This is a genomic window from Moraxella boevrei DSM 14165, assembly GCF_000379845.1.
Lineage (GTDB): Bacteria > Pseudomonadota > Gammaproteobacteria > Pseudomonadales > Moraxellaceae > Faucicola > Faucicola boevrei.
In genome coordinates, this window is sequence record NZ_KB903772.1 from 1 (window position 1) to 26140 (window position 26140).

Here is a 26140-nt window from a genome sequence, read left to right on the forward strand (position 1 = left end):
GCTGAACGGCTGAACGGCTGAACGGCTGAACGGCTGAACGGCTGAACGGCTGAACGGCTGAACGGCTGAACGGCTGAACGGCTGAACGGCTGAACATTATAAGGATGGTAAATTGATTTGCAATCATTTTATGTGTATTTTATAAAAAAATTTGAGCAAGGTTATTTAGCAACTATTTTAGCATAAAATTTACGGCTTGCCGATAAAAAAACACCCCCAATCGGGAGTGTTTTTTAGAACAAACTAACGGTAACGCAATTAGCAGTTGTAGCCTAGGTCATAACGGTCGGCGTTCATTACTTTTGTCCACGCTTTGACAAAGTCACGAGCAAACTTCTCACGGCTGTCGTCTTGGGCATATAGCTCGGCATAGGCACGCAAGATTGAGTTTGAACCGAATACCAAGTCCACACGAGTGGCGGTAAATTTGGTTTCGCCAGATTTACGCTCATTGATGTTGTAGCTGTTGCGACCTGTTGGCTCCCAAGTGTAGTTCATATCCACAAGGTTACGGAAAAAGTCGTTACTTAGCACGCCCACTTTGTCGGTAAACACGCCGTGCTTGTTGCCTTCAAAGTTAGCACCCAATACACGCAAACCACCCACAAGCACGGTCATTTCCACCGCTGTCAAGCCCAAAAGCTGTGCACGGTCAAGCAAAAGCTCTTCTGGTTGTGGGGCATAGTGGGCTTCTTGGAAGTTTCTAAAACCGTCGTGAACTGGCTTTAAGTACTCAAAGCTCTCGGCATCGGTCATCTCTTGTACTGCATCGCCACGCCCTGCATCAAATGGCACTGCTACATCAAGCCCTGCGTCTTTAATCGCTTTTTCAACGGCTACTGTGCCTGCCAATACAATCAAATCCGCCATTGAGACTTCTTTACCAGCGTTGTCATCAGCAAAGGTTTTTTGAATGCCTTCAAGTATGCCTAGCACTTTTTGTAGACGCTCTGGCTCGTTGCCCACCCAGTCTTTTTGGGGTGCTAGGCGAATTCTTGCACCGTTGGCACCACCACGATAGTCCGACCCACGGAAAGTGCGAGCGCTGTCCCAAGCGGTTGCCACAAGCTCGCCAATGCTCAAATCAGATGCCAAGATTTTTTCTTTTAAAGAGTTAATCTCATCAGCGGTTGGCACATATTTGGGGGCAGGGATTGGGTCTTGCCAAATCAAATCCTCAGATGGCACAAGTGGTCCTTGATAGCGAGATTTTGGTCCCATATCACGGTGGGTTAGTTTGAACCACGCACGTGCAAAGGCATCGTCAAACGCCGCTTGGTCGTTCAAGAATTTTTCAGAAATCGCACGGTATTCTGGGTCTTTGATAAGTGCCATATCGCCGTCATTCATTGTGATTTTGCATTTGATAGACGGGTCGTTTTGGTCAGCTGGCATATCCTCGATGTCCATTTCAGACGGTTCCCATTGATGAGCCCCTGCTGGCGATTTGACATTGACAAATTTGTCTTCGTATTTGAACAACAATTTAAAAAACTCATTGTCCCAACGGTCAGGGTTGGTTGTCCACGCCCCTTCAATGCCTGAGGTGATTTTGGCAACATCTTTGGCATCGGTTTTCCAACCCAAGCCTTGATCGGCAATGTCCGCACCCTCAGGCTCTGCACCGACTTTACTGGCGTCTGCGTTACCGTGGTGCTTACCGATGGTGTGTCCACCTGCCACAAGGGCAACGGTTTCTTCTACGGTTACGCCCATACGCTTAAAGGTGATTTTCATATCACGCGCGGTGGCGATTGGGTCAGGGTTGCCGTCCACGCCTTCTGGGTTGATGTAAATCAGACCCATCATTACCGCTGCCAGTGGGTTTTGCAAATCACGGTCGCCAGACCAACGGTTGCCCTCTGAGCCTGTTTTGGCAAGCCATTCTTTTTCGCTGCCCCAGTAGGTGTCTTTTTCTGGGTGCCAAATGTCTTTGCGACCAAAGGCAAAACCAAAAGTTTTAAGACCAGCCGCTTCATAGCCCATTGTGCCAGCCAATACAATCAAATCCGCCCACGAGATTTTGTTGCCATATTTTTGTTTGATAGGCTGTAATAGACGGCGTGCTTTGTCAAGGTTTGCGTTGTCTGGCCAAGAGTTTAGGGGAGCAAAGCGGATATTGCCTGTGTTGGCACCGCCTCTTCCGTCTGCTGCACGGTAGCTACCTGCTGAGTGCCACGCCAAACGACCCATCAAACCGCCATAGTAGCCGTGGTCAGCAGGCCACCAGTCTTGGCTGTTACGCAAAACTTCTTCTAAGTCTTTTTTTAGCGCATCCACATCCAATTTTTTGAGTTCTTGTGCGTAATCAAAATCTTCGCCCAGTGGGTTTACTTTTTTGTCGTGTTGGTGCAAAATGTCAAGGTTTAGGGCCTTTGGCCACCACGCCATTGGCTTTTCGCCGTCTTTGGTGTTGCTACCGTGGAATGGGCAACCGCCACCGTGCTGTGGGGCAAAGGGCTTTTGGCTGTCATTGAGTTCGTCTAGGACGATGTCTTGTTTCATGTTGATTTCCTTTTTTTGGATAAAAAAGTTAGCTAAAGTCGGTTGAGTTTAGATCCTTGCTGTATCAGCAAGCGTGACTAAGTGTTGAACTTAGTGCATGGCTTGATTATAAATTTTCTTTTTAGTTGAGTAAAATATAATAATTTTATGTTTTGGTTTAATTTTTTAAATTAAAAAAATCAAATAATTTAAATATTTTAATTAAAAAAATCAATCAATATACTTGATCTTGCTGTTTTAGCTTATCCAGTTGACGTCGTTGTTTTTTATTGGGCTTATGGTCGGGGCGGGCGAGATTTGCCAGCTTTTTTTGCTCATTAAAATACGCACGCTGGGCGATACTTTCGTCCGTTTCTGTGTACAGCGTACTGGCGACAGTCGCATTGCCACGCACTTCAGATAGGGCTAGGACTTTCACGGTTTTTTGGGTGTAATTTGTCACAGAACCTTGGCGAATAGTCAGCTCATCACCAACCGCAACCTCCTTGCTGACTTTAACACGATGTCCGCCAAAATGTACACGACCCGCTTCAATTGCTTGTTTGGCAAGGGTGCGAGTGCGGTAAAAGCGTGATGCCCATAGCCATTTATCAAGGCGGATTTTGGGTGGATTTTGGGTGGATTGCTCGGTTTTTGTTGGCATTTTAATTCCTTATTTTTTAGTATTTTACTGACAAATTTTGTCATATCTTAGCAAATCTTGACAAATTTTATGCAAGCATTTTGGTAAATTTTTTGTAGCTTTCTGTTATGTGGCTGTTTGTAATGAGAATGTTAACGACTGCTAAATAATTTTATTTTTTCCAAAGTAGTAAAAAAAATTATAAATGGTAAAATGTTTAGGACAAAAGGTAATTATGATAAAATATGTTACTAATTTGTATATTAGTTATATTTTTTTGCATTTTATCTTGTTTTTTAATATATATTTATCAATGTAAAGACATATGGTACATTTTTTGCGTACATGATTGGCATTTGGCAGTCTTAAGTTTTCAATAAATCCATTAACAGGGTGAAGGAGATTTTTTATGAACCACATCTACAAAATCGTCTTTAATAAAGCGACCAATACATTTACAGCCGTTGCAGAGTATGCTCGTGGACACGCAAATCTTCATCAGGCAGTGTGATAGGTCAAGTGGCACGCCCAAGATCAGGCATATTCAAGCTATCAACGCTCGTGATGAGCCTAATCATGGCACAAGGGGCATGGGCAGAAGTGATTACGGCAGGCAGCATTGACCACATCACTATTAGTGGTAGAGATATTGGTTTTTATGCTGAAGATAATCAAGACAGAGCGATATTAGGTAAGGCTAGTAAGGCAGAGAAGAATGGCACCGCTGTCGGTAATACTGCTGAGGCTTTAGGAGCAAAAAGTACTGCGGTGGGTAGCTTTGCTAAAACTGTTGTTATTGGTAATATTCAGCCCACAGAAGCTGTGGCACTGGGTTACAAAGCCACAGCCAGTTACAGCAATTCAACGGCCATCGCCAGTAATGCCCGAGCCAATGGTCAAGACTCTATCGCTATGGATAATGGGGCACAAACAGGAGTGTTTACAAGTCAGACTATTCGTGGTCAAGTATCTCTGACCCCTGCCGACCCTGCCACCGCTGCCATCGCCATCGGCGTAAGCAGCACAGCCAACACTATGGGCGACATCGCCATCGGTGGCTCTGCCAAGGCAATAGTTCGCTCAACCGCCACCGCAGAAGAGCTAGCGAAAGCCACCAGTGAAGAACAAAAAAAACGCCTTGTTACAGGCGAAAAATACGGTGCTGCCATGGCACAAGGCTTTGTAGCCACCGCAACTGGTCGTAACGCCATCGCTCTTGGTAATAACGCTCAGGCAGGCAATGCAGCCAACATCGGCGGAGTAAACGACACCATCGCCATCGGTGCCAATACCGTTGCAAATGCTAACCGTGCCACCGCCATCGGCTACCACGCCGATGCCACAGGTGCGACATCTGTTGCCTTGGGTTATGCCGCCAATGCAGGTAGCCAGAACATGGTCGCCATCGGTAATAGGGCAGGTGTGGGTGTGAATGCCAACACGCACGGTGTCGCCATCGGTTTTGAAGCAGGTACAGGCTCAACTACCACATCTAGCGGCACAGAAAATGTCGCCATCGGCAGACAGGCAGGTCGAGCTGTCAAAGGTAATACCAACTACGCCATGGGTGTAGGCACAGGTAATAATGTTACAGGGCATGATAACTTCTCATCACTCATCCTTGCAGGTAACCGTGTTACAGGCTCGGACAACATCGCCATCGGTAAAATGGCAGGTTCAGAAATCACCGCTAACACCACCGTCGCACTCGGTGCTTATGCCCGTGGTACGGCTAACAACGCCGTCGCCGTCGGTGGTAGTGCCGAAGCTTCAGGCGTGGGTGCCATCGCCATCGGTAGCACGGGTGAAAAACAAGACGATCGTATCCAGTCATTAGATGGAACTGGTAATGACAGAATATTCAGTAACAGTAAGCTATATGCCCAAGGTGCCGTTGCCAAAGGTAAAAACTCTGTCGCCATCGGTACAGACGCCAATGTCAATAGTGCCGACGCCACCAACGCCATCGCCATCGGTACGGGTGCGACCGCCACAGGTGTGAACAGCATCTCTATCGGTACCAAAAACCGTGTAACTGCGAACAACGCAGGTGCCATCGGTGATCCGTCTATCATCGCAGGTGCAGGTTCATACACCGTCGGTAACGATAACGCTGTGGGCAGTACTTCCACCAATGTCGGTGCATTCGGTAACAACAACCAAATTGGTGCAACCGCTACTTATCAAGATGTTAATGGCGTTAAAAAACTGCAGACCGCCAACGCTCTTGTAGTCACGCAAGCTGTCAATAACTCTCGTGCAATAGGTAACAATAACTACATCAGCACATCAGATACTTATGTACTAGGTAGTGGTATTGGTACACAAGCAGACGGCATTACGCCGATTGACAGCATAAACGCAACGGTCGCAAATTCTGTCTATCTAGGCAATGATAGCACCATCGCTAAAGGTGCAGCAGTCGGTACAAAAAATCTAGATAAAGAAGGTGTAGCAGGCACAACTACCACCGCAGGCGATACAGGCACAGTAATCGACGGCACAGTCAATGGCGTAACCTATGGTAACTTTGCAGGTGCAACGGCTAATGGTGCAGTATCTGTCGGCTCGGCAGGTCAAGAACGCTGTGTGATGAATGTGGCAGCAGGGGAAATCTCAGCCACTTCTACCGATGCGATTAACGGCTCACAGCTATATTTGGTTGCCAAAGGCACGCTAGAGCAAATGCCTGTGGTCTACACCAGTAAAGACGGTGGCAAACTCATCAAATCACCAAATGGCAACTTCTACCCAGCAGGCACGCCCCTTGATGCAAAAGGCGAACCAACCAATGGTGTAACTGCTGTCGCTCCTACTGATGTGATTGCAAGCTTGAATAACGGTGGCAACTCAACCACCACACCAATGACCTTGACAAACATTCAAGCTAACTTGGCTGATGTTAACGATGTTGATGACAAGCAACCCACCGCCAACAGTGTTGCCAATCTTGCTGAGAAGAAAAACAACGCCGCAACAGTCGGCGATGTAATAAATGCAGGTTGGAACATCCAAAACAATGGCACAGATGTAGATGCCATCACCCACGCCAATAATGTTAATTTCATTGATGGCAAAGGCACAAGTGTGTCTGTTACCTCTGATGGTTTGATAAGCGAAGTTCAAGTAGATATTGAAACCGATGGCACCAGTATCACAACAACCCCTGACCGAAAACTTACCGCCAACACAACAACGCTTGCTCCCACCAAAACAGGGGCTGTAACGCTCAATAATATCAATGACGCAGGCAAACTTGTCAATGCAGGTGACATTGCCAATGCCATCAACAGTGCAGGCTTTACCCTGACCACCTCTGCTAGCGATGGCGAAGTGGCAGGCACAAGCGATGAGCTTATCAGTGCAGGCAAAGCCGTGATTGTGGATGCGGGTAAAAACATCAAAATCAAACAAGATGGCACCAACATCAGCATTGCTACCGTTGATGCCCCAACCTTTACTGGCGGTATCACTTTAGGCGGTAATCCTACCAATAAAAACGAGCCAGCTGTCAATTTGGTCACCACCAACACCACAACTCCTGTGGGCGTGGCAAACGATGTGCCAGAAGTCCCTGCTATTAATACCCATGGTGCGACTTTCACCGGTCTTGCGCAAAACTTGGCACCGACTTATAGCACCACCACTTTTGAACGTCAGCCAGTTGAAGTGACCCAATCACAGCCAATTCCAACTGTGACAGCACTACAAATGAGTAATGCAGCAACGTTAGGCGATGTGTTAAATGCTGGCTTTAACTTGCAAAATAACAATACCGCCAAGGACTTTGTCAAAGCATTTGACACGCTAAACTTTGTTGATGGTCAAGGCACGACCGCCGTTGTTGAAACTGATACAGATGGTAAAGTCAGCAAAATCAAGTACGATATCAAAGCTGATGGCACCACCACGCAAATCACTTATGTGACCAAAGCCGGTGATGTTGTGACCAAAAATGAGGCTGGTGAGTATGTCAAAGCTGATGGCACCAAAGTAGACCCAAGCGATATCGCAGGTAGCCAAATCTCTACCGTTCAGCCAAAAGGTGATAACATCACAACTAATGTGGAAAATGGTCAATTTGTCGTGAACACCACACCATTAACCAATGCTGCTGAAGGCAAACCAAATGCAGGTTCGGTGGTTGTACCGCAAGGCGATGATGCCAAGAAATTGGCGACCGCAGGTGATATTGCCAATGCCATCAACAATTCTGGCTTTAATGTGACTTCAGGCAACACAGGTTCTGGCAAGCAGTCAGGCACTGAGAGCACTGAATTGGTTAAACCGTCTGAAACTGTGAAATTCATTGCAGGCGATAACCTTGACATTAAGCAAAATGGTCAAGAATTTACCTATTCATTAAACAATAACGTGGACTTGGGCAATGCAGGTAGTCTAAAAGTGGGCGATACCACTATCGCAGCGGGTGTGGTTAGCGGTCTAAACACCACTTTGCCTGTAAATACCACAGCAGGCACCACTCCAGTGGCTCCAGTGACTACTAACGCAGCAACGCTAGGCGATGTGTTAAATGCTGGCTTTAACTTGCAAAACAACAATGCACCACGTGATTTTGTCAAGCCATACGACACTTTGAACTTTATCAATGGTGCTGGCACAACGGCTGTTGTTGAAACTGACGGCAAAGGCGAAGTCAGCAAAATCAAGTACGACACCAATTACAGCAATTTGACTGTAAATGGGGTGGCAGCGGTAGATTCTGGCAAAAAAGATGCAAACGGTAATCCGATTTACAACTTTACCGTAGCAACTGGTGGCACCAACCCCGTGCCTACACCGACCACGCCGACCAACCCAGCCAATGTTACTGGCGACAATGTTAGTGTTGCTGTTGATAACAATGTGGTTAAAGCGGTTACTGGTGATGTAACCCAAGTAGGCACACCTGAAGACAATGCGGCTCCAGTATTTACCGCTGAAAAGCCAGATGCTTTAGTCACTGGTGACACTGTAGCCAAAACTGCAAATGCGTTGGTTGCCGAGGGCTTGAACTTTACAGGCAACAACGGCACGGTGAATTTACATCGGAATTTGGGTACGCAGTTAGTTGTGAAAGGTGGCAACGATGGTACAGAGGTTTCTGACAAAAACACTTATGTCGAGGCAACGCCTGACAATACTTTGGTGGTAAAATTTGTTGAAAAACCTAAATTTAAGCAAGTTACCGCAACTGAAGGCTTAAAAGTCGGTGCTGGCAATACTTTGGTAAACATGACTCCAGCGACAGCCACCATGCCAGTGAATGTTGCTGAAGGAAAAGCCCCAATTTCTGCTATCAACATGAACGGTTCGACTTTCAACGGTCTTGCACCAAACTTGCCGACCACCACCAGTGTAGGCGATGCACCGACCACCAATGTTGCACCACCAAGAAGCACACCTGAGCAATTAACCAACGCCGCCACCGTAGGCGATGTACTAAACGCAGGCTTTAACTTGCAAAATAACGATACAGCCAAGGACTTTGTCAAGCCATATGACACGGTAAACTTTGTCGATGGTAAAGGTACAACGGCTGTTGTTGACAGTAATGGCCTGGTAAGCAATGTCAAGTACGATGCGAACTACAACAATTTGACCGTTAATGGCAAAAAAGCTGTAGGTGGTACTGATGCAGACGGTAACACAATGTATACCATCAATATTCCTATGAATACCGCAGGTCAAAATGGTAATCCAGTTGAAGGTGATGATAAAACCATCAAAGTTGAAGGCGATGTAATCTCTGCGATTGTTTCTCCTTTGAAAAATGATGCGGCAGGCAAAGTAGAAACGCCAGCATTGCCAAATGCCTTAGTTAATGCCCAAACTGTCGCCAACGCCATCAACAACTCTGGCTTTAACCTAACCACATCGGCATCAGCAGGTACAGTTACTGGTACGACCAATGAGCTGATTAACCCAAGCGAAACGATTACCGTTGATGCAGGTAAAAATATTGCCATTAGCCAAACGGCTAATAAAATCAGCATTGCTACCAAAGATGATGCTGAGTTTAAAACTGTTAAAGTAGGCGATACCGTGAATATCAGCAAAAATGGTATTGACAATGGTGGCAAAAAAATTACCAACGTTGGCAAAGGCGAGACCCCAACTGACGTAGCGACCGTTGGACAACTAACCAAAGTAGAAGCAGGTAATAACGTCAATGTGACTAGCAAAACAGGTGCTAATGGGGAAACCATTTATACCGTCAGTGCAATTGGCGGTGGCACAGGCGGTCTTATCACGGTAAATGGTGATAAAACTATCAATGGTGAAACCAAAAACGAAGGTCAAGGCAATACTTTTGTCAATGGTCAAGGTACGAAAGTTAGTGTAACCAATGTGGGTGAAATCAAAGTTGATAGTCCAATGGCTTATATAGGTGGTAATAACACCGCAGGCGATACATCAACAGCGACAAATACCGTTAAAATGGTCGGCACGAATGATGCACAAGGTAATCTACAGTCTGTCCAAATCACCAACGTGGCAAGTGGTTTGCGTGATGTTCAACCAAACAATGCAAACTTAAGCACACTAGACCGTATTAATCTAGCATCAGGTGACACCCTGAATAATGCCGTGAATGTGAGTGATTTGCAAGGTGCGATTGGCGATATTAACAATAATATCAACCAGCTAGGTTATCGCCTAGGCGACATTGAAAATAACGCCAACGCAGGTATTTCAGCCGCCATGGCAACCGCCGCTTTACCACAAGCCTACCTACCAGGTAAATCTATGATTTCAGGCGGTATGGCAAGCTACAACGGTCAAGGTGCAGTTGCGGTTGGTATCTCAAAACTATCAGATAACGGTCGTTGGGTTATCAAAGTCAACGGTACAGCTGATAGCCAAGGCAACGCAGGTGGGGCAGTGGGTGCAGGTTTCCACTGGTAATTTGTGATAAAACTTGCAAAACGTAATGAATAAAAATTTATTGCGTTTTGCGATAAAGAATTTTTAAATAACTTTAACAAATTTAGGAAAAATGATGAAACAAATCAAACAGTTTGCTGTCTTAAGTCTTTCTGCGTTAGCGTTAGCAGGTTGTATGGGAACCAAACATTTAAGCCGAAATATCAGCGATGACGGACGTGTGCAACACGAAGACATCACATTCCCAGAACTGGATGATGCTTGGCAAAAAGACGGTCAATTTCCAAATAGCGAAAACCTTGCCAAAATCCGTGCAGGCGTTGGCAAAGACGAACTTTATCAGCTTATCGGTCGCCCACATTTTAGCGAAGCCCAACACGCGCGTGAGTGGGACTACATCATGAAATTTTACCATCCTGACGAAAGCGTGCAAATTTGTCAATATAAGGTAATTTTTGACAAAGATTACAAAGGTCAAGAATTCTACTGGAAACCTGCTGACTGTGTGAATTATGTTAAGCCATTGCAACCGGACAATCCAGTCCTACCAGCCGTCGTTGGAACGCCAATTATCAATGAAAAAATTAATCTGTCTGCCGATGCCTTGTTCTATTTTGACAAATTCAAAACCCAAGATATGCTACCAAAAGGTAAACCAGAGCTTGATGCGTTAGCACAAAAACTTGCCGAATACAGCAAAAAAGGTCGCTTACAAGTCATGGTAACAGGGTATACTGACCGTTTTGGCGATGATATGTATAACATGAATTTGTCGTTATTGCGGGCTCAAACCGTACGTAGTTACTTGGTTTTGCGTGGCGTGGATGCAGGATCAATCTGGGCGACAGGTGCAGGCGAAACCCAACCTGTCAAACAATGTGCGGACAATAGCAATAAAAAAGTAACGATTGACTGCTTACAACCAAACCGCCGTGTTGAAGTACAAGTATCGGTTTACTAATTTATTGGTTTAAATAAAATAAAAAGTGGCTAATCGATTTAGCCACTTTATTTGTTTTGTCAAAACTTGGTTAAACCAAGTGTTTAGGCAAAATTTTCCCCTGTAAATACACCGTCAAACAACACGCTTGACAAATAACGCTCGCCACCGTCAGGAAGTACCACGACAATGGTTTTCCCTTGATATTCTGGACGGATTGCTAAGTCATAAGTAGCTTTTAACGCCGCACCGCAAGAAATGCCGCACAAAATCCCTTCTTCGGTCATCGCACGTCTTGCCCATGCCAACGCATCATCGCTGGTGACGCCAATCACTTCATCTAGTAGCTCTAATGCCAAATTTTTTGGGATAAAATTCGCCCCAATGCCTTGGATTTTATGTGAGCCGGGGGTTAAATTTTCACCTTTTAACGCTTGGGCGATAATGGGTGACTCTGCAGGTTCAACGGCAACCACATGGATATTTTGCCCTTTGTCTTTAAAATATTTTGCCACGCCAGACACCGTACCGCCTGTACCCACACCTGCTACGAACGCATCAATCTTGCCACCTGTGGCGTTGTCAATCTCAGGAGCGGTGGTCTTGACGTGGGTGGCAGGGTTAGCAGGATTGTCAAATTGTTGCGGTAAAAAATAGTTGCTAGGGTCGCTATTGGCGATTTCTTGGGCTTTTTCTACCGCACCTTTCATGCCAAGAGCTGGCTCGGTCAACACCAAATTCGCCCCCAATGCGGTCAACACTTTTCGGCGTTCCATGCTCATCGATGACGGCATGGTTAGGGTAATCGGATAGCCTTTGGCGGCGGCGACGAATGCTAACGCAATGCCTGTATTTCCGCTAGTTGGCTCAACGATGTGCATACCTGCCTTGAGTTTGCCTGATTGCTCGGCATCGCTAATCATACCTGCACCGATACGGTCTTTTACTGAAAAGGCAGGATTTCGGCTTTCAATTTTTGCCAAAACGGTGACACCTTGTGGCATCAGGCGGTTTAGGCGGACGAGTGGTGTATTGCCAATGGCATCGGCATTATTATCAAAAATAGTCGTACTGGTGAGATTACTCATAATTTTTCCTTAATAAATTATTTGTTTTAACGGATAAAAATTGGTTGTAAAACCCAATGATAAAAAAAGAAAAGGCATCACAACCAACGTAATACCTTTGTATTTTACAAAAATTGGCAAAATTTTTCTATTATCATTTGTAATTAACTTATGCCAAAATTTTAAGCAAATTTTAGCCAGGTTTTTTAACAATTTTTATCAAAATAAAAAGTTATAAAAACTTAACAATTAATCTTAACGGTAAGGTTTTCATACCAATGCCAATCGGTAACCACGGCCATGCAGGGACATAGGCTTCATCTACATAGGCTTCAATCGCTTGCACAATCGCTTCTACGCCGTCTTCTTCACTGCTTTCAAATGGTAGATATTTCGCCCCGATGTTCAGCTCGGTGCGGATGTAACCGGGGTAAATCGTGCTGACTTTAATCGGTAATTTTTCGTTTAACATATCGGCACGGATGCCTTCGGCAAGGCTTGCCAATCCTGCTTTGGCGGCGGCATACGTCGTTAAATGACGTGGCAAACCACGCACCGCCGACATGGACGAAATTACTACCAAATGCCCACTATTTTGACGGCGAAAAATTTTCATACCCGCTTCGCATTGAGCCAAGGCACTGATAAAATTAGTTTCGGCGGTCTTGCGGTTGGTTTCAAAACGCCCATGTCCAATAACACGGCTGTCGCCAACCCCTGCATTAACCACAACACGGTCAATTTTGCCCAATTCACTGGCAAATTTTTCAAAAATAACGAACACTTGTTCATAATCAGTAACATCAAGGGTTTTTACTGTCACTTTAACAGAAAATTGGCTTTCAATTTCTTGTTTTAATTGGTTTAAACGTGCTTCACGTCTGGCACAAATTGCCAAATCATAACCCAAATAGGCAAAACGGCGTGCCATCATCGCCCCAATTCCCGAACTTGCCCCTGTAATCAGTACGGTTTTACCTTTGCCAATGCCTTGTAAACTCGCTAATTCTTTGCGTTTAAGCAGTTTATTGGTGACAAAATTGCCATATTTATCAATTTTTTGAAATGCTTGTTCAAGTTTTTTCATATAATTGCCCATTAAAATTTAAAAAGACAGATTATAACAATTTGCAAAAAAACTCACGAGCTAAAAAAATAACTCGTGAGTTTTGTTGATAAGTCTTTGGTGAGATTTTGGATAAGTTTTGGCAAAATTTATGTAACACTTATCCCAAATTAAGGGGTTAAAAGATGAGTTATACGGCTATGATGACGTTGTTGTTGTTTGTCAAGAGTCAAGCGATGGCTGATAATAATTGCCTTAATTTCAGCAAGTGCCACGTCAAAATTATCATTAATCACCACATAATCAAAGTGCAAATATTGTTGCATTTCACGCACTGAGCCTGCTAGGCGTTTGTTAATCACTTCGTCGCTGTCTTGACCACGGTTAGAGAGGCGTTCACGCAGGGCATTTTTGTCGGGGGGTAGAATAAAAATCATCACCGCTTTGGGCATGATTTTTTTGACTTGCAACGCCCCTTGCCAATCAATCTCCAAAATAACGTCCGTGCCGTGTTCGAGCATATATTCCACAGATTTTTGCGATGTGCCATAGAAGTTATCAAACACTTCGGCAAATTCCAAAAATTCGGCATTGCTAATCATCTTGGTAAATTCATCACGACTGACAAAATGATAATGCTGACCGTTCATCTCGCCTACACGTGGCGTTCTGGTGGTATGTGAAATGCTGACGGCAAGGTTATTGGTGGTGTTGGTGAGTTGTTTGACAAGCGAGGTTTTGCCTGTGCCAGAGGCGGCGGTGATGATAAATAAAGTACCTTGGGTCATGGGTTTTGCCTTTTTATTTTCGGGTAAACATGATGAAATATTGATGAAAAAACTATTTTACCATAAATTAACGTGGTTATTTTTATGATTTTTGGGTAAAATTAACAAAATTTTTGACAAAAAAAGAGATAATTATGCAAATTTTACTCGCCAATCCCCGTGGTTTTTGTGCCGGTGTGGATAGAGCCATTGAGATTGTGAACGTTTGTTTGGCAAGATTTTCCCCACCTATCTACGTGCGTCATGAAGTGGTGCATAATAAATTTGTGGTGGAAGATTTGGCACGGCGTGGGGCAATTTTTGTGGAAGAGCTTGATGAAGTGCCAGACGGTGCGGTGGTCATTTTTTCCGCCCACGGCGTCTCAAAAGCCGTAGAAGATGAAGCCCAAAGGCGAGATTTGACCGTATTTGATGCCACCTGCCCCTTGGTTACTAAAGTGCATATTGAAGTGGGTAAATTTGCCAAAACAGGCATGGACGCAATCCTTATCGGACACGCAGGACACCCCGAAGTGGAAGGCACGATGGGACGGTTTGATACGCAGTTTGGTGGTAAAATTCATCTGATTGAAGATGTGAACGATGTTGAAAATTTGGATTTACCGACCGATAGCGAGCTTGCGTTTGTTACCCAAACCACGCTTTCTATGGACGACACGGCAGGCGTGATTGATGCCTTAAAGGACAAATTCCCAAAAATCCACGCCCCACGCAAAGACGATATCTGTTATGCCACCCAAAACCGCCAAGATGCGGTGAAAGATTTGGCAAAAAATTGTGAAATTGTACTGGTTGTTGGTAGTCCAAACTCAAGTAATTCCAATCGTTTGCGAGAGCTTGCCGAACGACTTGGGGCAAAGGCATTTTTGATTGATAATGCGTCACAAATGGATAAAGCTTGGTTTGATAATGTCAAGTCGGTGGGTGTTACCGCAGGTGCATCTGCCCCTGAAATTTTAATTCAAGAAGTGCTAGACACCTTGCAGTCTTGGGGTGGTGAAAAGCCTGTAGAACTCTCTGGTATTGAAGAAAATGTAACTTTCAGTTTGCCAAAAAGTTTGCGAAATACTTAATTAATCATATAGTTTTTTTTAAAATATAGAGCCTAAAAATGTCATCAAATCGCTTTTTAAAATTGGCAGGCATGACCGCCAGTATCGCTACCAAAGCTACAAAACACACACTTTCTAGCTTGGTTGGTTCAGAAGAAGACCGCCAAAAATCTCGCAGTGAAATGCTCCAAAGCGTCGGTATCCAAATCGCTGACACGCTTGGCGAAATGAAAGGGGCGGTGATGAAAGTTGGGCAAATCGCATCGCAATATAAAGATGTGTTTCCGCCTGAAGTTGCCAAAGCCTTAGAAAAATTGCAAAAAGATGCCCCACCGATGCCGTTTGCGGTGATTAAAAAACAAGTGGAAAATGAGTTAAAACAACCGCTTGAGCAACTATTTCACCATTTTGATGAACAGCCGTTCGCATCAGCATCTATTGGGCAGGTGCATAGAGCAATACTGACGACAGGCGAAGCGGTGGTTGTCAAGGTACAATATCCTGAGATTGACAGTAACATTGGCAGCGACCTAAAACAAGTGCGAATGGCGTTAAAAATTGCAGGCGTGATTAACATGGATAAGGCATTGCAAGACAAGATTTTTGCCGAAATCCGTGATAGTTTGTACGATGAATTGGATTACACCAAAGAAGCCCAAAATTTGGCGATTTTTGCCCATTTTCACAAAGATGATGACGGTATTATCATTCCCAAAGTGTTTCACAGCCATTCTAGTAAACGTGTGTTAACTTTATCTGAAGAGTTGGGCGAAAAGCTAGAGACTGCTAGCACTTGGGACAATGCGGTCAAACAAAAACTTGCCAAAAACCTATTTCGTTTTAGTGCAGGGCAACTGTTCAAATTGTACCGTGTGCATTGCGACCCGCATCCGGGGAATTTTGCGTTTCGGGCGGACGGTTCACTGGTGGCATATGATTTTGGTGGGATTAAATCGTATAGTTATGACGAAGTGGCGTTATTTGAGCGGTTTGCCATTCATTGCTTAACGGGTGATGTCACGGCAGTGGAGCAAGATTTGGTAACGCTTGGTGTGAAAAAAGACCCTGAAAATTTGCCTGCAGAATTTTATGATGATTGGTTACAAATCGGTTTAAAACCGTATGGCTTTACTCAGTTGTTTAATTTGAGCCAGCATCAGCCTTATGATTTTGCCAAAAGCCAAACGCACCATGAAATTATCGCTGAAGCGAAAAAATCGCTAAAATATTGGCAAAAATTTCAACCATCGCCAAAAACCATGATGCTTGACCGCACCATTTCTGGGCAATATTGGAATTTGGTTAATCTTGGCGTTACGATTGATTTAAGCATACTGATGAAAGAATATATTCATTTAGAAAAATTGCCTTAAACGTGCAAATCATGCCCACATCTATCACAAAATTTTGCTTCGGTTGCGTGTCCAAATTTGCCACAATTTGGACAGCTAATCGGCTGTAACTGCGGACGCATATTTTTGGTTAATTCAGCGGTAAATAGCCCAGTCGGTACAGCAATAATTGAATAACCCATAATCATCACAAACGATGCAATCGCTTGTCCAATGGGGGTTTTGGGTGACATATCGCCATAACCCACCGTAGTCATGGTTACAACTGCCCAATAAATACTCACAGGAATACTGGTAAAGCCATTTTCCGCCCCTTCCACCACATACACTACCGAGCCAAAAATCGTTACCAAAATAATCACCGCCAAAAAAAACACCACGATTTTATGCCGACTGCTTTTTAACGCCATGGTCAAAAACCCCGCCTGTTGCATATAATCCGCCATTTTTAAAATACGAAATACCCGTAACAAGCGTAAAATCCGCACCACGAGCAAATATTGCAACCCACCAAATAACAAACTTAAATAAGTTGGTAAAATACTTAAAAAATCCACAATGCCATAAAAACTCAGCATATACCGCAAGCGATTGGGTGTGGAAAACAACCGCAACGCATACTCAAGCGTAAACAAAATAGTAAAAAACCACTCTGCATAGAAAAAGTATTTGCCATACTGCATCCGCATGATTAATACGCTATCAAGCATCACCACCGTAACGCTGGCTAGCACTGCAACCAACAGCACAATATCAAACAACTTGCCCATAGGCGTGTCCGTGCCGTCAATCACCACATGAATATCATGGCGTAAACCATCTAAAGTCAGCGGTTTATCGTGGATTTTTGGCAGGCGATTTCGGATTTTTTTCATAAGATTAACAAAGGAAAGTGAACGATGATTAACGGGTTTTGACGATCTGATTTATCAATCAACAACCAATAGAAATTGGCTAAAATTGAGAGTGCTTGGCTAAAGAAGACAAGTTTAACCAAATTTTTAACGAAAAAATCGCAAAATTTTTGCTAAAAAACCTTACATCATTGGCTAAAGCGGTTTATAATATCACATTCAACTTTTTATTTTAACCACTTTTGAAAAATAAGGAATCCAACATGGCTGGACATTCCAAATGGGCAAACATCAAACACCGTAAAGCCAAACAAGACGCCGCTAAGGGCAAAATTTTTACCAAAATTATCCGTGAAATCGTCTCGGCTGCCAAATCTGGCGACCCAGACCCTGCCAACAACCCACGGTTGCGAGCAGTGTTGGAAAAAGCCAATGCTGCCAACATGACCAAAGATGTGATTAAACGTGCGATTGAGCGTGGTGCAGGCGGTGGCGATAATGACAACATGGAAGAAATCACCTATGAAGGGTACGGGATTGGCGGTGTGGCGGTATTAGTAGAAACCATGACCGACAATGTCAACCGTACCGTGGGCGATGTGCGTCATGCCTTTAGCAAAAATGGTGGAAACCTTGGTACATCAGGTTCAGTGGCGTATTTGTTTAGCAAACGTGGCGAGATTAGTGTGGCAGATGTGTCGCTAGAAGATATGTTAATGGAAGTCGCTTTAGAAGCAGGCGCGAGCGATATTGAAAATGATGGTGAAAGTTTGTTGATTATCACCGAGCCTGAAAATTTTGGGGTGGTGATGGATGCCTTGGAGGTGGCAGGCATCAAGCCTGACAATGCCGAAGTTACCATGTCGCCATCCACGACGGCGGACATTACCAACATTGACGATGCCCAAAAAATCCTAAAAATGATTGATATGCTAGAAGACTTAGATGACGTGCAAGACGTTTATACCAATGTGAATTTTAGCGATGACGTCATGGCACAGTTGGATGCGTAATTTTCTCGCTAAGCGTTGAACTTGTTACATAAAATTTAAATAAATTTTTTAATAAAAATAAAACAGGTTATACATTATAGCCTGTTTTTATTTTGACGTGTAAAATTTATCAAAATCGCTTATAATAAGCCAAATTTTGTTAAAAAAATGGAACGATTATGCAATCACCGATTAATTTAGATAGCCTAAATACTAAAAACAGCCATGTTGAAAACCAACAATTATCTAGCAGTTCAATTAACATTGATAATTTGTTAAACCAAATTGCTGACGAAAATGCCACTCAAACTGCCAATTTATTAAATGATGATACATTAGAACAAATGGATAATGAATTTAACGAAGCGATACAATCGTTAAAAACCATTCGCGATTTTATCCGTTTTTGCGTTAGTAAATTGCGTGAATATGACGTGGTGGTGGCACAAGGCACGACTGATGTGTTCGCAGAAGCGGCGGCGATTGTGTTACATACCTTGTCACTGGATTGGTCGGCGGATGAGCAGATTTTGGATTGCCGTTTGACTGATAGCGAAAAAGCCGAAGTGTTAACCTTGCTTCAACGGCGGATTATTGAACGTAAGCCATTGAGTTATTTGATAAATTTATCGTATTTTTGTGATTTACCGTTTTATGTGGACGAGCGTGTACTTATTCCACGTTCGCCGATTAACGAGCTTATTCGCCAACAATTTTATCCGTATTTTGAGAGCAATGATTTGGTGGAAAAATTAAGCGGTAGCAAAAAAGAGCCGAAATTTTTTCAACATGGGCTGTATGAAAAACAGTTGGCACAACCTGAACGAATTTTGGATTTATGCACAGGTTCGGGCTGTATCGGTATTGCGTTGGCGAGCCGTTTTCCTGATGCACAAGTGGATGCTAGCGATATTGACAAAAGTGCGTTGGAAGTGGCGAGTGTCAACGTGGAATATCATGAAGATATCGCCCATCAAGTGAATTTGATTGAGTCAAATTTATTTGAGAAAATCCCTGCCGAAAATCAATACGACTTAATCGTTACCAATCCGCCGTATGTGGACGCAGCGACCATGGCGGACTTACCCCCTGAGTTTTTGCATGAGCCAGACCATGCCTTGGCAGCAGGGCAGGATGGGTTGGACATTGTGCATCAGATTTTGTACCATGCCCCAGAATATCTGACCCGTGATGGCTTATTGGTGTGCGAAGTCGGTGATAGCGAATGGGCGTTACGCCAAGCCTATCCTGATATTCAGTTTGACTGGCTGACCTTTGCTAATGGTGGTAGTGGCGTGTTTGCGATTGATTTTGATGAGCTAATGGAAAATCGTGACTATTTTCAACATTATGTAGAGCAGTTAAATTAATACTATTTTTTTATTAAACTGGAGGAACCATGTCTATTGATTTTAGTGGCAAACGCTTATCTTATGAAAAAGGCGAACTTGACGAAAGTGACTTGCCAACCACACCGTATCCGTTGTTACAACGCTGGGTAAGCGAAGCCTTAGACACCTATCAAGGCGAAGCCTATGCCTTTTCATTAGCAACCTGTGGGGCGGATAACAAACCTAGTGTGCGTACTTTGCTAATGCGAGAAATTGTACCAAACGCAGACAACATTCAGTTGGTTTTTTATAGCAATTACGACAGCCAAAAAGGGCAAGATTTAGTGGAAAATCCAAATGCCGAAGCCTTGTTTTTTTGGGCAAGTTTGGAACAACAAATCCGCTTAACAGGTACAGTCAGCCGACTAAGCCGTGAACAATCCGCCCAATATTTTCACAGTCGCCCAACCGACAGTCAACTTGCCGCATGGGTGAGTGAACCGCAAAGTGGCAGGGTACCTAGCCGTGATATAATGAACGAAAAATTTGCCCAACTTGCCAAACAATACCAAAACAGCGAGATTCCATTGCCAGATTATTGGGGTGGCTATCAACTTTCGGTAGAGAAAATTGAATTTTGGCAAGGGCGAGCTAATCGGATGCACGACCGCATTGTTTATCAAAAAACCGACAATGGTTGGCAAATTCAACGCTTATTACCTTAAAACTTGTTGCTATAAAAATCATGTTGGTAAATTGTAATTTTGCCAAGATAAAAACCTATTTTATGCCAATGTAAAAAAGGTTTTTTATGTTAAAAGTTTAGTAAAAATTAAAAAATATTTTATTATTGTATAATAATTTACGAATGATTAAATTTTGATACAAAATTAACACGACAAAAAACTTGCCAAATTCAAAAATAATTATATAATTTTTCTAAAATTTTATAATCTAATTAAAGTAAAACTTTATAATTTTTTTTGAAATGTTTTGGAGAAAAGATGTTCAACCCAGATAAGATGATTGCAAACATCGTAGAAAAAAAGCTAATCAAACAAGGCTTTACCGTGATTGCTCGCTTTTTGTTGGCATATATTTTTATTGTTGCTGGTTTTGGCAAAATTATAGGCTATACCGTCACGGCAGGTTATATGCAGAGCATGGGCGTACCGTCAGCTTTGTTGCCATTGGTGATTTTGCTGGAGTTGGGCGGTGGTTTGGCGTTGTTGTTTGGTTTCCAAACTCGCACAATTGCGTTGTTTTTGGGTGTGTTTAGCATCGTTTCCGCTTTGATGTTTCACGGTAGTGCGGACGATGTCAACGCTTTTCGTAAAAATTTAGCCATCGCAGGCGGGTTATTTTTTATCACGATTTACGGTGGGGGCGTGGCGTGTTTGGATGCTTTATTTGGTAAAAAACCTAACTAATCCTGGTAAAATCGTTAAAAAATCGGTTCAATTGAGCCGATTTTTTATTTTAACTTTATTAATAACTTATTAATTTTGTACGGTTTTTTGTAATTTACTCACATCATAGCCTTGAGTTTTGGCAATATTGACATAGTTTTGATAAACGTCATTAGGCATGGTTGGCGTGCGAGAGAGTAGCCACAGATATTTTTGGTTTGGCGTACCCACTAAGGCGTAACGGTACTCATTATCAAGTGCCAACACCCAATAACCTGCCTTACCAAAAGGCAACCAACGCAACCATTTTGGCATAAAGGTTACCAACAGTTGACTGCTTGAGCCGTTATCCGACACGGCTTTACCGACTGCTTGCATGGTTTCGCCTGTTTTGGTCTTGCATTGATTGACGACTTGGATACTACCATCATCTTGCAGTTGGTAATTAGCTTTAACATCACTGGCACATTTATTTTGAAAAAACATCGGTAAGCGAGCGATTTCGTACCATTGCCCTACGTAACGTTGAACATTAAGACTTTCAACCGCTTGTGGTTTAGCTGTTTGTTCAATACTTTGGCTAGTTTTGGCAAAAGTTTGGCTATTGAGTAAAATTGTACTGCCAATTAGTCCTGTAATCATGAGTGTTTTGCTAAGTTTCACGTTAAAACTCCTGTTAAAAATAAATTAAATTTTCTTTAATAAATCGCTTAAGGCTTGCCCTGCGTTATCGGTTCTCATAAACTGTTCGCCAATTAAAAAACGATGAATGCCATTATCGAGCATTAACCGCACATCTTCAGCCGTGTGAATGCCACTTTCGGTAACAAGTAAACTATCTTTTGGAAAAAGTTTTGCCAAATGTAGTGTTGCATTAAGATTTGTTACAAAATTATTTAAGTTACGATTATTAATACCATAAATATTATGTTCAGAAACTGGCAAGTTTAACGCCCTTTCCACTTCATGTTCATCATGACATTCAATCAAAACTGACATATTGAATTGTAAACTTAAATCATGCAATTCTGCCACTTGACTGTCCGACAAACACGCCATAATCAGCAAAACACAGTCCGCCCCCAACGCACGAGATTGTACGATATGATACGGCTCAATCATAAAATCTTTGCGTAATACAGGCAAATTCACCGCACCACGAACTTGGATAAGATAGTCATCATGCCCTTTAAAATAGTCTTTATCGGTTAAAACAGACAGGCAACTTGCCCCTGCTTGCTCATAGCCGATAGCAATGGCAATTGGGTCAAAATTTTGGCAAATAATACCTTTGGACGGACTGGCTTTTTTGACTTCGGCGATGACGTTGATACCGCTTGGCATGCTTTGGCGTAATGCATTGGCAAAGTGGCGAATGTCTGATTTGTTTGCCAAAGCTTGCTGTTCTAAATCATAAAAACTGATCTGGCGTTTGGCTTGGGCGATTTCTTGTTGTTTGGTGGCAACGATTTTTTGTAATACGGACGGTACGGACATGGCGTTCTCACGAATGGTTAAATTGTTGGGTAAAAGTCGCTAGACTTTGTAATTTTTCTAAAGCCTTGCCACTTTCTAAAATGGCTAAGGCTTTCTCAACGCCTACTTTGTGCGACTCCGCCAATCCTGCAACATAGATTGTCGCACCTGCATTTAGGGCAATCATGTGCATGGCTTTTTTGGCAATATCAGATTTTTCGCCTTTGGCAAGGGCTTGGGTAATTAACTCTAAACTTTCTTGTGAAGAATTGACCGTTAAACCGTGCAAACTTTGCGATGTTATGCCAAAATCTTCTGGATTAATTTCATAAACTTTGACTTCATTGTCTTTTAATTCTGCCACAACAGTGCTGGTAGCCAAAGAAATCTCGTCCAAACCATCCGATGATGCGACCACCATCACATGATTATCGCCCAAATTTTTAAACACATGGGCAAGCGGTTCGCAAAGTTTTGGATTAAACACGCCAATCACCGCATTTTTGACATTGGCAGGATTGGTTAAAGGCCCTAAAATATTAAACAAGGTACGGACTTTTAAGGTTTTTCGCACGTTAATGGCGTGTTTCATGGCGGTGTGGTGATTGGGTGCGTACAAAAATCCCACGCCCTGATTTTGGATACATTGCACGGTTTGTTCAGGATTTAAGCCCAAAAATAGCCCTGCTTGCTCTAGCAAATTTGAACTGCCCGAATTGGTAGAAACCCCACGATTGCCATGTTTGGCGACATGACAGCCTGCCACCGAAGCGACCAACATGGACGCTGTAGAAACGTTAAATAAATTTGCCCCATCGCCCCCAGTGCCAACGATATCCACCAAATTTGGCGTATCACCTAAATCTACCTTCACCGACAGCTCTCGCATGACGCTCGCACAGGCGGTAATTTCGTCAATGTTTTCGCTTTTCATGCGTAGGGCAACGAGCAGGGCGGACATCATGCTATCCGAACATTGCCCGTGCATGATGATAAGCATGACGGCACGCATTTCGTCAAAGGTCAAATCAATACGATTAATCACTTTGTCCAAAGCAAACGTCAGCAAACTGTCAATCTGCTCTGTGGTTAAAGATTGTTTATTTTTACTTAACTGTAAAATGTCGTGAATTAGATTTGCTTTCATGATTATTTCCGATAATTGTGTAAAAAATTTTGCAAAATTTGATGACCTTGTTCGCTTAAAATGGACTCTGGGTGAAACTGTACGCCTTCCACTGCCAGTGTTTTATGACGAATACCCATAATAGTTTGTTTATCATTGTCCATTGTCCATGCTGTTATTTCTAAACAGTCGGGTAAGTTATCATTATCGATCACCAATGAATGATAACGGGTTGCCAAAAATGGATTGGGTAAATTGGCAAAAATGCCGATATCTGCATGAAAAATTGGCGAAACTCTTCCGTGCATGACTTTACTTGCTTTGACAACCTGTCCGCCAAAGACTTGTGCTATCGCTTGATGTCCCAAACACACGCCTAAAATCGGAATTTTCCCTGCAAATTCACGGATAACACCGAGCGAAATTCCTGCCTCATTGGGTGTACAAGGACCCGGCCCGACAACGATATAGTCAGGGTTTAAATTAGCAACATCGGCAATGGTTTTTTGGTTGTTTTGCCATACACACACGTCTTCATTAAGTTGTTCAAAATATTGGACAAGGTTGTAGGTAAAACTGTCAAAATTGTCAATAAATAACAGCATAAACGCCTTAATTCAAATAAAATAGACTGCTAAAAAATAAAGCTAGTGTATCACTAAATGATAACGCAATAAAATGATTTTTGTCGCATCTGCGTCATATTTTTGTTATGGATAAAAAATCGGTTAAAAACTGGGTTAAAAATGTACCAGAATGGTGAAATTTTAATATTTGCACCAAAATGGTGAATGTTAATTTTGTAAAAATCGAAATTTTGCCTAAAAATGGTGAAAATTAAGCATTCTTTACCAGTATTTTGCGTAAAATCGGCAAAAAAATTTTGGCATATAATTTGAAACACTAAGAAGATGAAAGTAAAACATAAAGTTGATAACTTTCATACAGATTTGAGCATTTTTACCACGCATGAATTGTGAACAAATTTTGTTAAAATTTGCACAAACTTTTATGCAATGGTTGCAAAAAAATTATGGGTTTAACCCTTGTCAATTTGCAAAAAAGCGTATAAAGTGTTCATAAATTTTTTAATATTTTTGTAAATAAGTTTTTACAACCAATTTTTTAACCATTGTTTTAGACTAAGGAAACCATTATGGCAAACAAATTTTTAGACTTAATTGCATCAAGCGGGGCAAAATGGGTGGATTTTCGCTTTACCGATACCAAAGGTAAAGAGCAACACGTTAGCTATCCAGCGTCTGCGATGGATGAAGATATTTTTGAAGATGGTAAAATGTTTGACGGTTCATCAATCGCAGGTTGGCGTGGTATTGAATCATCTGACATGATTTTGCGTCCAGATGCAGAGACGGCGTTTATTGACCCATTTTTCCGTGAGCCAACTGTTGTGGTGACTTGTGATGTGATTGAGCCTGCGACGTTGCAAGGCTATGACCGTGACCCACGCTCTATCGCTCGCCGTGCTGAAGAATATTTAAAATCAACGGGCATTGGCGATACCGCATTTTTTGGCCCAGAGCCTGAATTTTTCGTATTTGACGATGTAAAATGGTCAATTGATATGTCAGGTGCACGACACACGATTTCGGCGGATGAAGCCGCTTGGTCAACCGACAAAGAAATGGAAGGCGGTAACTACGCACACCGTCCACGCGTAAAAGGTGGTTATTTCCCTGTGCCACCTGTCGATAGCTCACAAGATATGCGTGCTGATATGTGTAAAGCGATTGAAGATATCATGGGCGAGGGGCGTGTAGAAGTACATCATCACGAAGTTGCCTCTTGTCAATTAGAAATTGGCGTTTCGTTTAATACATTGGTACGTAAAGCGGACGAAGTACAACAATTTAAATATGCGGTGCATAACGTGGCTCACGAATACGGCAAAACAGCGACCTTTATGCCAAAACCAATGGTTGGCGATAATGGCTCAGGGATGCATGTTCATATTTCCATTTCAAAAGACGGCAAAAATACCTTTGCAGGCGATGAATATGCTGGACTTTCAGAAACCGCCTTGTTCTTTATCGGTGGGGTGATTAAACATGCTCGTGCGTTAAATGCGATTACCAATCCGTCAACCAACAGCTACAAACGTCTTGTACCGCATTACGAAGCCCCAATTAAATTAGCATATTCTGCGTCTAATCGTTCGGCATCTATCCGTATTCCATATGTTTCTAGCCCAAAAGCCAAACGTGTGGAAGTACGTTTCCCTGACCCTGCAGCTAACCCATATTTGTGCTTTGCTGCCTTGTTAATGGCAGGTCTTGACGGTATCCAAAACAAAATTCACCCCGGCGAAGCGGCGGACAAAAATCTATACGACTTACCACCAGAAGAAGAAGCGTTAATCCCAACTGTGGCGGAAAACCTAGAAGTCGCGTTAAAGGCCCTAGCAGATGACCACGAGTTCTTGTTAAAAGGTGGCGTATTTACCAAAGAAATGTTGGACGCTTACATTGAGCTAAAACGTGAAGAAGTGGAACGCTACAACGTATCCGTGCATCCAATTGAATTTGATATGTACTATAGTGTATAACCTGTTTTTTAACAAATTTTTGCAAGTTTTCACAGCAAAACCAATCATGCCAAACGGTATGGTTGGTTTTTGCTTTTTTGAAAAAATAACTTTTAACAAAATTTTT

The 26140-nt window shown here is 42.9% G+C and carries 20 protein-coding genes; 10 read left to right on the forward strand and 10 right to left on the reverse strand.

The window, feature by feature from the left end; translation table 11 throughout:
• Positions 1-258: 258 nt before the first annotated feature.
• Positions 259-2505: a catalase/peroxidase HPI gene (gene katG / locus A3G3_RS0102085; RefSeq protein ID WP_019518892.1), complete on the reverse strand. Its 2247-nt coding sequence runs from the start codon at positions 2503-2505 to the stop codon at positions 259-261.
• A gap of 214 nt (positions 2506-2719) precedes the next feature.
• Positions 2720-3148 carry an RNA-binding S4 domain-containing protein gene (locus tag A3G3_RS0102090; RefSeq protein WP_019518893.1) on the reverse strand — a complete coding sequence of 143 codons (429 nt, stop codon included), beginning with the start codon at positions 3146-3148 and terminating at the stop codon, positions 2720-2722.
• A gap of 388 nt (positions 3149-3536) precedes the next feature.
• Here A3G3_RS0102090 and A3G3_RS14195 point away from each other — a divergent pair, with 388 nt between their 5' ends.
• The 3 genes from A3G3_RS14195 to A3G3_RS0102105 all read left to right on the forward strand — a co-directional run bounded on the left by A3G3_RS14195 (position 3537) and on the right by A3G3_RS0102105 (position 10976).
• The gene (locus A3G3_RS14195; RefSeq protein WP_019518894.1) at positions 3537-3638 is read left to right on the forward strand and encodes an ESPR domain-containing protein; all 102 of its coding nucleotides are present in this window, start codon (positions 3537-3539) and stop codon (positions 3636-3638) included.
• Positions 3635-10036 (forward strand): YadA-like family protein, encoded by a 6402-nt coding sequence (locus A3G3_RS0102100; protein ID WP_156802074.1) that lies wholly within the window; start codon positions 3635-3637, stop codon positions 10034-10036. The genes A3G3_RS14195 and A3G3_RS0102100 overlap by 4 nt, the downstream gene beginning before the upstream one ends.
• 94 nt (positions 10037-10130) lie before the next feature.
• Positions 10131-10976 (forward strand): OmpA family protein, encoded by an 846-nt coding sequence (locus A3G3_RS0102105; protein WP_019518896.1) that lies wholly within the window; start codon positions 10131-10133, stop codon positions 10974-10976.
• A gap of 83 nt (positions 10977-11059) precedes the next feature.
• Here A3G3_RS0102105 and cysK read toward each other — a convergent pair whose 3' ends face one another.
• The 3 genes from cysK to gmk all read right to left on the reverse strand — a co-directional run bounded on the left by cysK (position 11060) and on the right by gmk (position 13876).
• Complete coding sequence (cysK, locus tag A3G3_RS0102110; protein ID WP_019518897.1) at positions 11060-12043, reverse strand: cysteine synthase A; 984 nt, start codon at positions 12041-12043, stop codon at positions 11060-11062.
• A 211-nt stretch (positions 12044-12254) separates the two neighbouring features.
• A complete protein-coding gene (locus tag A3G3_RS0102120) occupies positions 12255-13109 on the reverse strand; it encodes an SDR family oxidoreductase (protein ID WP_019518899.1) in 855 nt (284 codons plus the stop codon).
• Positions 13110-13258: 149 nt separating this feature from the next.
• On the reverse strand, positions 13259-13876 hold the full coding sequence (gmk, locus tag A3G3_RS0102125) for a guanylate kinase (protein WP_019518900.1): 618 nt from the start codon (positions 13874-13876) through the stop codon (positions 13259-13261).
• Between the two features lie 134 nt (positions 13877-14010).
• On the opposite strand from gmk, the gene ispH reads away from it, so the two are divergent.
• The gene (ispH, locus tag A3G3_RS0102135) at positions 14011-14949 is read left to right on the forward strand and encodes a 4-hydroxy-3-methylbut-2-enyl diphosphate reductase (protein WP_019518902.1); all 939 of its coding nucleotides are present in this window, start codon (positions 14011-14013) and stop codon (positions 14947-14949) included.
• 38 nt (positions 14950-14987) lie between these two features.
• Positions 14988-16301, forward strand: a complete 1314-nt coding sequence (locus A3G3_RS0102140; RefSeq protein ID WP_019518903.1) for an ABC1 kinase family protein — start codon at positions 14988-14990, stop codon at positions 16299-16301.
• Here A3G3_RS0102140 and A3G3_RS0102145 read toward each other — a convergent pair.
• The gene (locus A3G3_RS0102145; protein WP_019518904.1) at positions 16298-17155 is read right to left on the reverse strand and encodes an ion transporter; all 858 of its coding nucleotides are present in this window, start codon (positions 17153-17155) and stop codon (positions 16298-16300) included. The two genes, A3G3_RS0102140 and A3G3_RS0102145, sit on opposite strands and share 4 nt — an antisense overlap.
• Before the next feature lie 242 nt (positions 17156-17397).
• On the opposite strand from A3G3_RS0102145, the gene A3G3_RS0102150 reads away from it, so the two are divergent.
• The 4 genes from A3G3_RS0102150 to A3G3_RS0102165 all read left to right on the forward strand — a co-directional run bounded on the left by A3G3_RS0102150 (position 17398) and on the right by A3G3_RS0102165 (position 20887).
• Complete coding sequence (locus tag A3G3_RS0102150; RefSeq protein WP_019518905.1) at positions 17398-18147, forward strand: YebC/PmpR family DNA-binding transcriptional regulator; 750 nt, start codon at positions 17398-17400, stop codon at positions 18145-18147.
• Positions 18148-18470: 323 nt separating this feature from the next.
• Positions 18471-19496, forward strand: a complete 1026-nt coding sequence (gene prmB, locus A3G3_RS0102155) for a 50S ribosomal protein L3 N(5)-glutamine methyltransferase (protein ID WP_083908833.1) — start codon at positions 18471-18473, stop codon at positions 19494-19496.
• Positions 19497-19525: 29 nt separating this feature from the next.
• Positions 19526-20182, forward strand: a complete 657-nt coding sequence (pdxH, locus tag A3G3_RS0102160; protein WP_019518907.1) for a pyridoxamine 5'-phosphate oxidase — start codon at positions 19526-19528, stop codon at positions 20180-20182.
• Positions 20183-20461: 279 nt separating this feature from the next.
• Positions 20462-20887 carry a DoxX family protein gene (locus tag A3G3_RS0102165; RefSeq protein ID WP_019518908.1) on the forward strand — a complete coding sequence of 142 codons (426 nt, stop codon included), beginning with the start codon at positions 20462-20464 and terminating at the stop codon, positions 20885-20887.
• Between the two features lie 69 nt (positions 20888-20956).
• Here the strand turns inward: A3G3_RS0102165 and A3G3_RS0102170 are convergent, their stop codons facing one another.
• The 4 genes from A3G3_RS0102170 to A3G3_RS0102185 are packed head-to-tail and all read right to left on the reverse strand — an operon-like array spanning position 20957 to position 24073.
• Positions 20957-21529 carry a lipocalin family protein gene (locus tag A3G3_RS0102170; protein ID WP_228702698.1) on the reverse strand — a complete coding sequence of 191 codons (573 nt, stop codon included), beginning with the start codon at positions 21527-21529 and terminating at the stop codon, positions 20957-20959.
• A gap of 24 nt (positions 21530-21553) precedes the next feature.
• Positions 21554-22363: an indole-3-glycerol phosphate synthase TrpC gene (trpC, locus tag A3G3_RS0102175; protein WP_019518910.1), complete on the reverse strand. Its 810-nt coding sequence runs from the start codon at positions 22361-22363 to the stop codon at positions 21554-21556.
• Between the two features lie 7 nt (positions 22364-22370).
• Positions 22371-23489, reverse strand: coding sequence for an anthranilate phosphoribosyltransferase (trpD, locus tag A3G3_RS0102180; RefSeq protein ID WP_019518911.1), 1119 nt, complete (start codon positions 23487-23489; stop codon positions 22371-22373).
• Between the two features lie 2 nt (positions 23490-23491).
• Complete coding sequence (locus A3G3_RS0102185) at positions 23492-24073, reverse strand: anthranilate synthase component II (RefSeq protein ID WP_019518912.1); 582 nt, start codon at positions 24071-24073, stop codon at positions 23492-23494.
• 551 nt (positions 24074-24624) lie between these two features.
• On the opposite strand from A3G3_RS0102185, the gene glnA reads away from it, so the two are divergent.
• Positions 24625-26034 (forward strand): type I glutamate--ammonia ligase, encoded by a 1410-nt coding sequence (gene glnA, locus A3G3_RS0102195; protein WP_019518914.1) that lies wholly within the window; start codon positions 24625-24627, stop codon positions 26032-26034.
• Positions 26035-26140 lie beyond the last annotated feature (106 nt).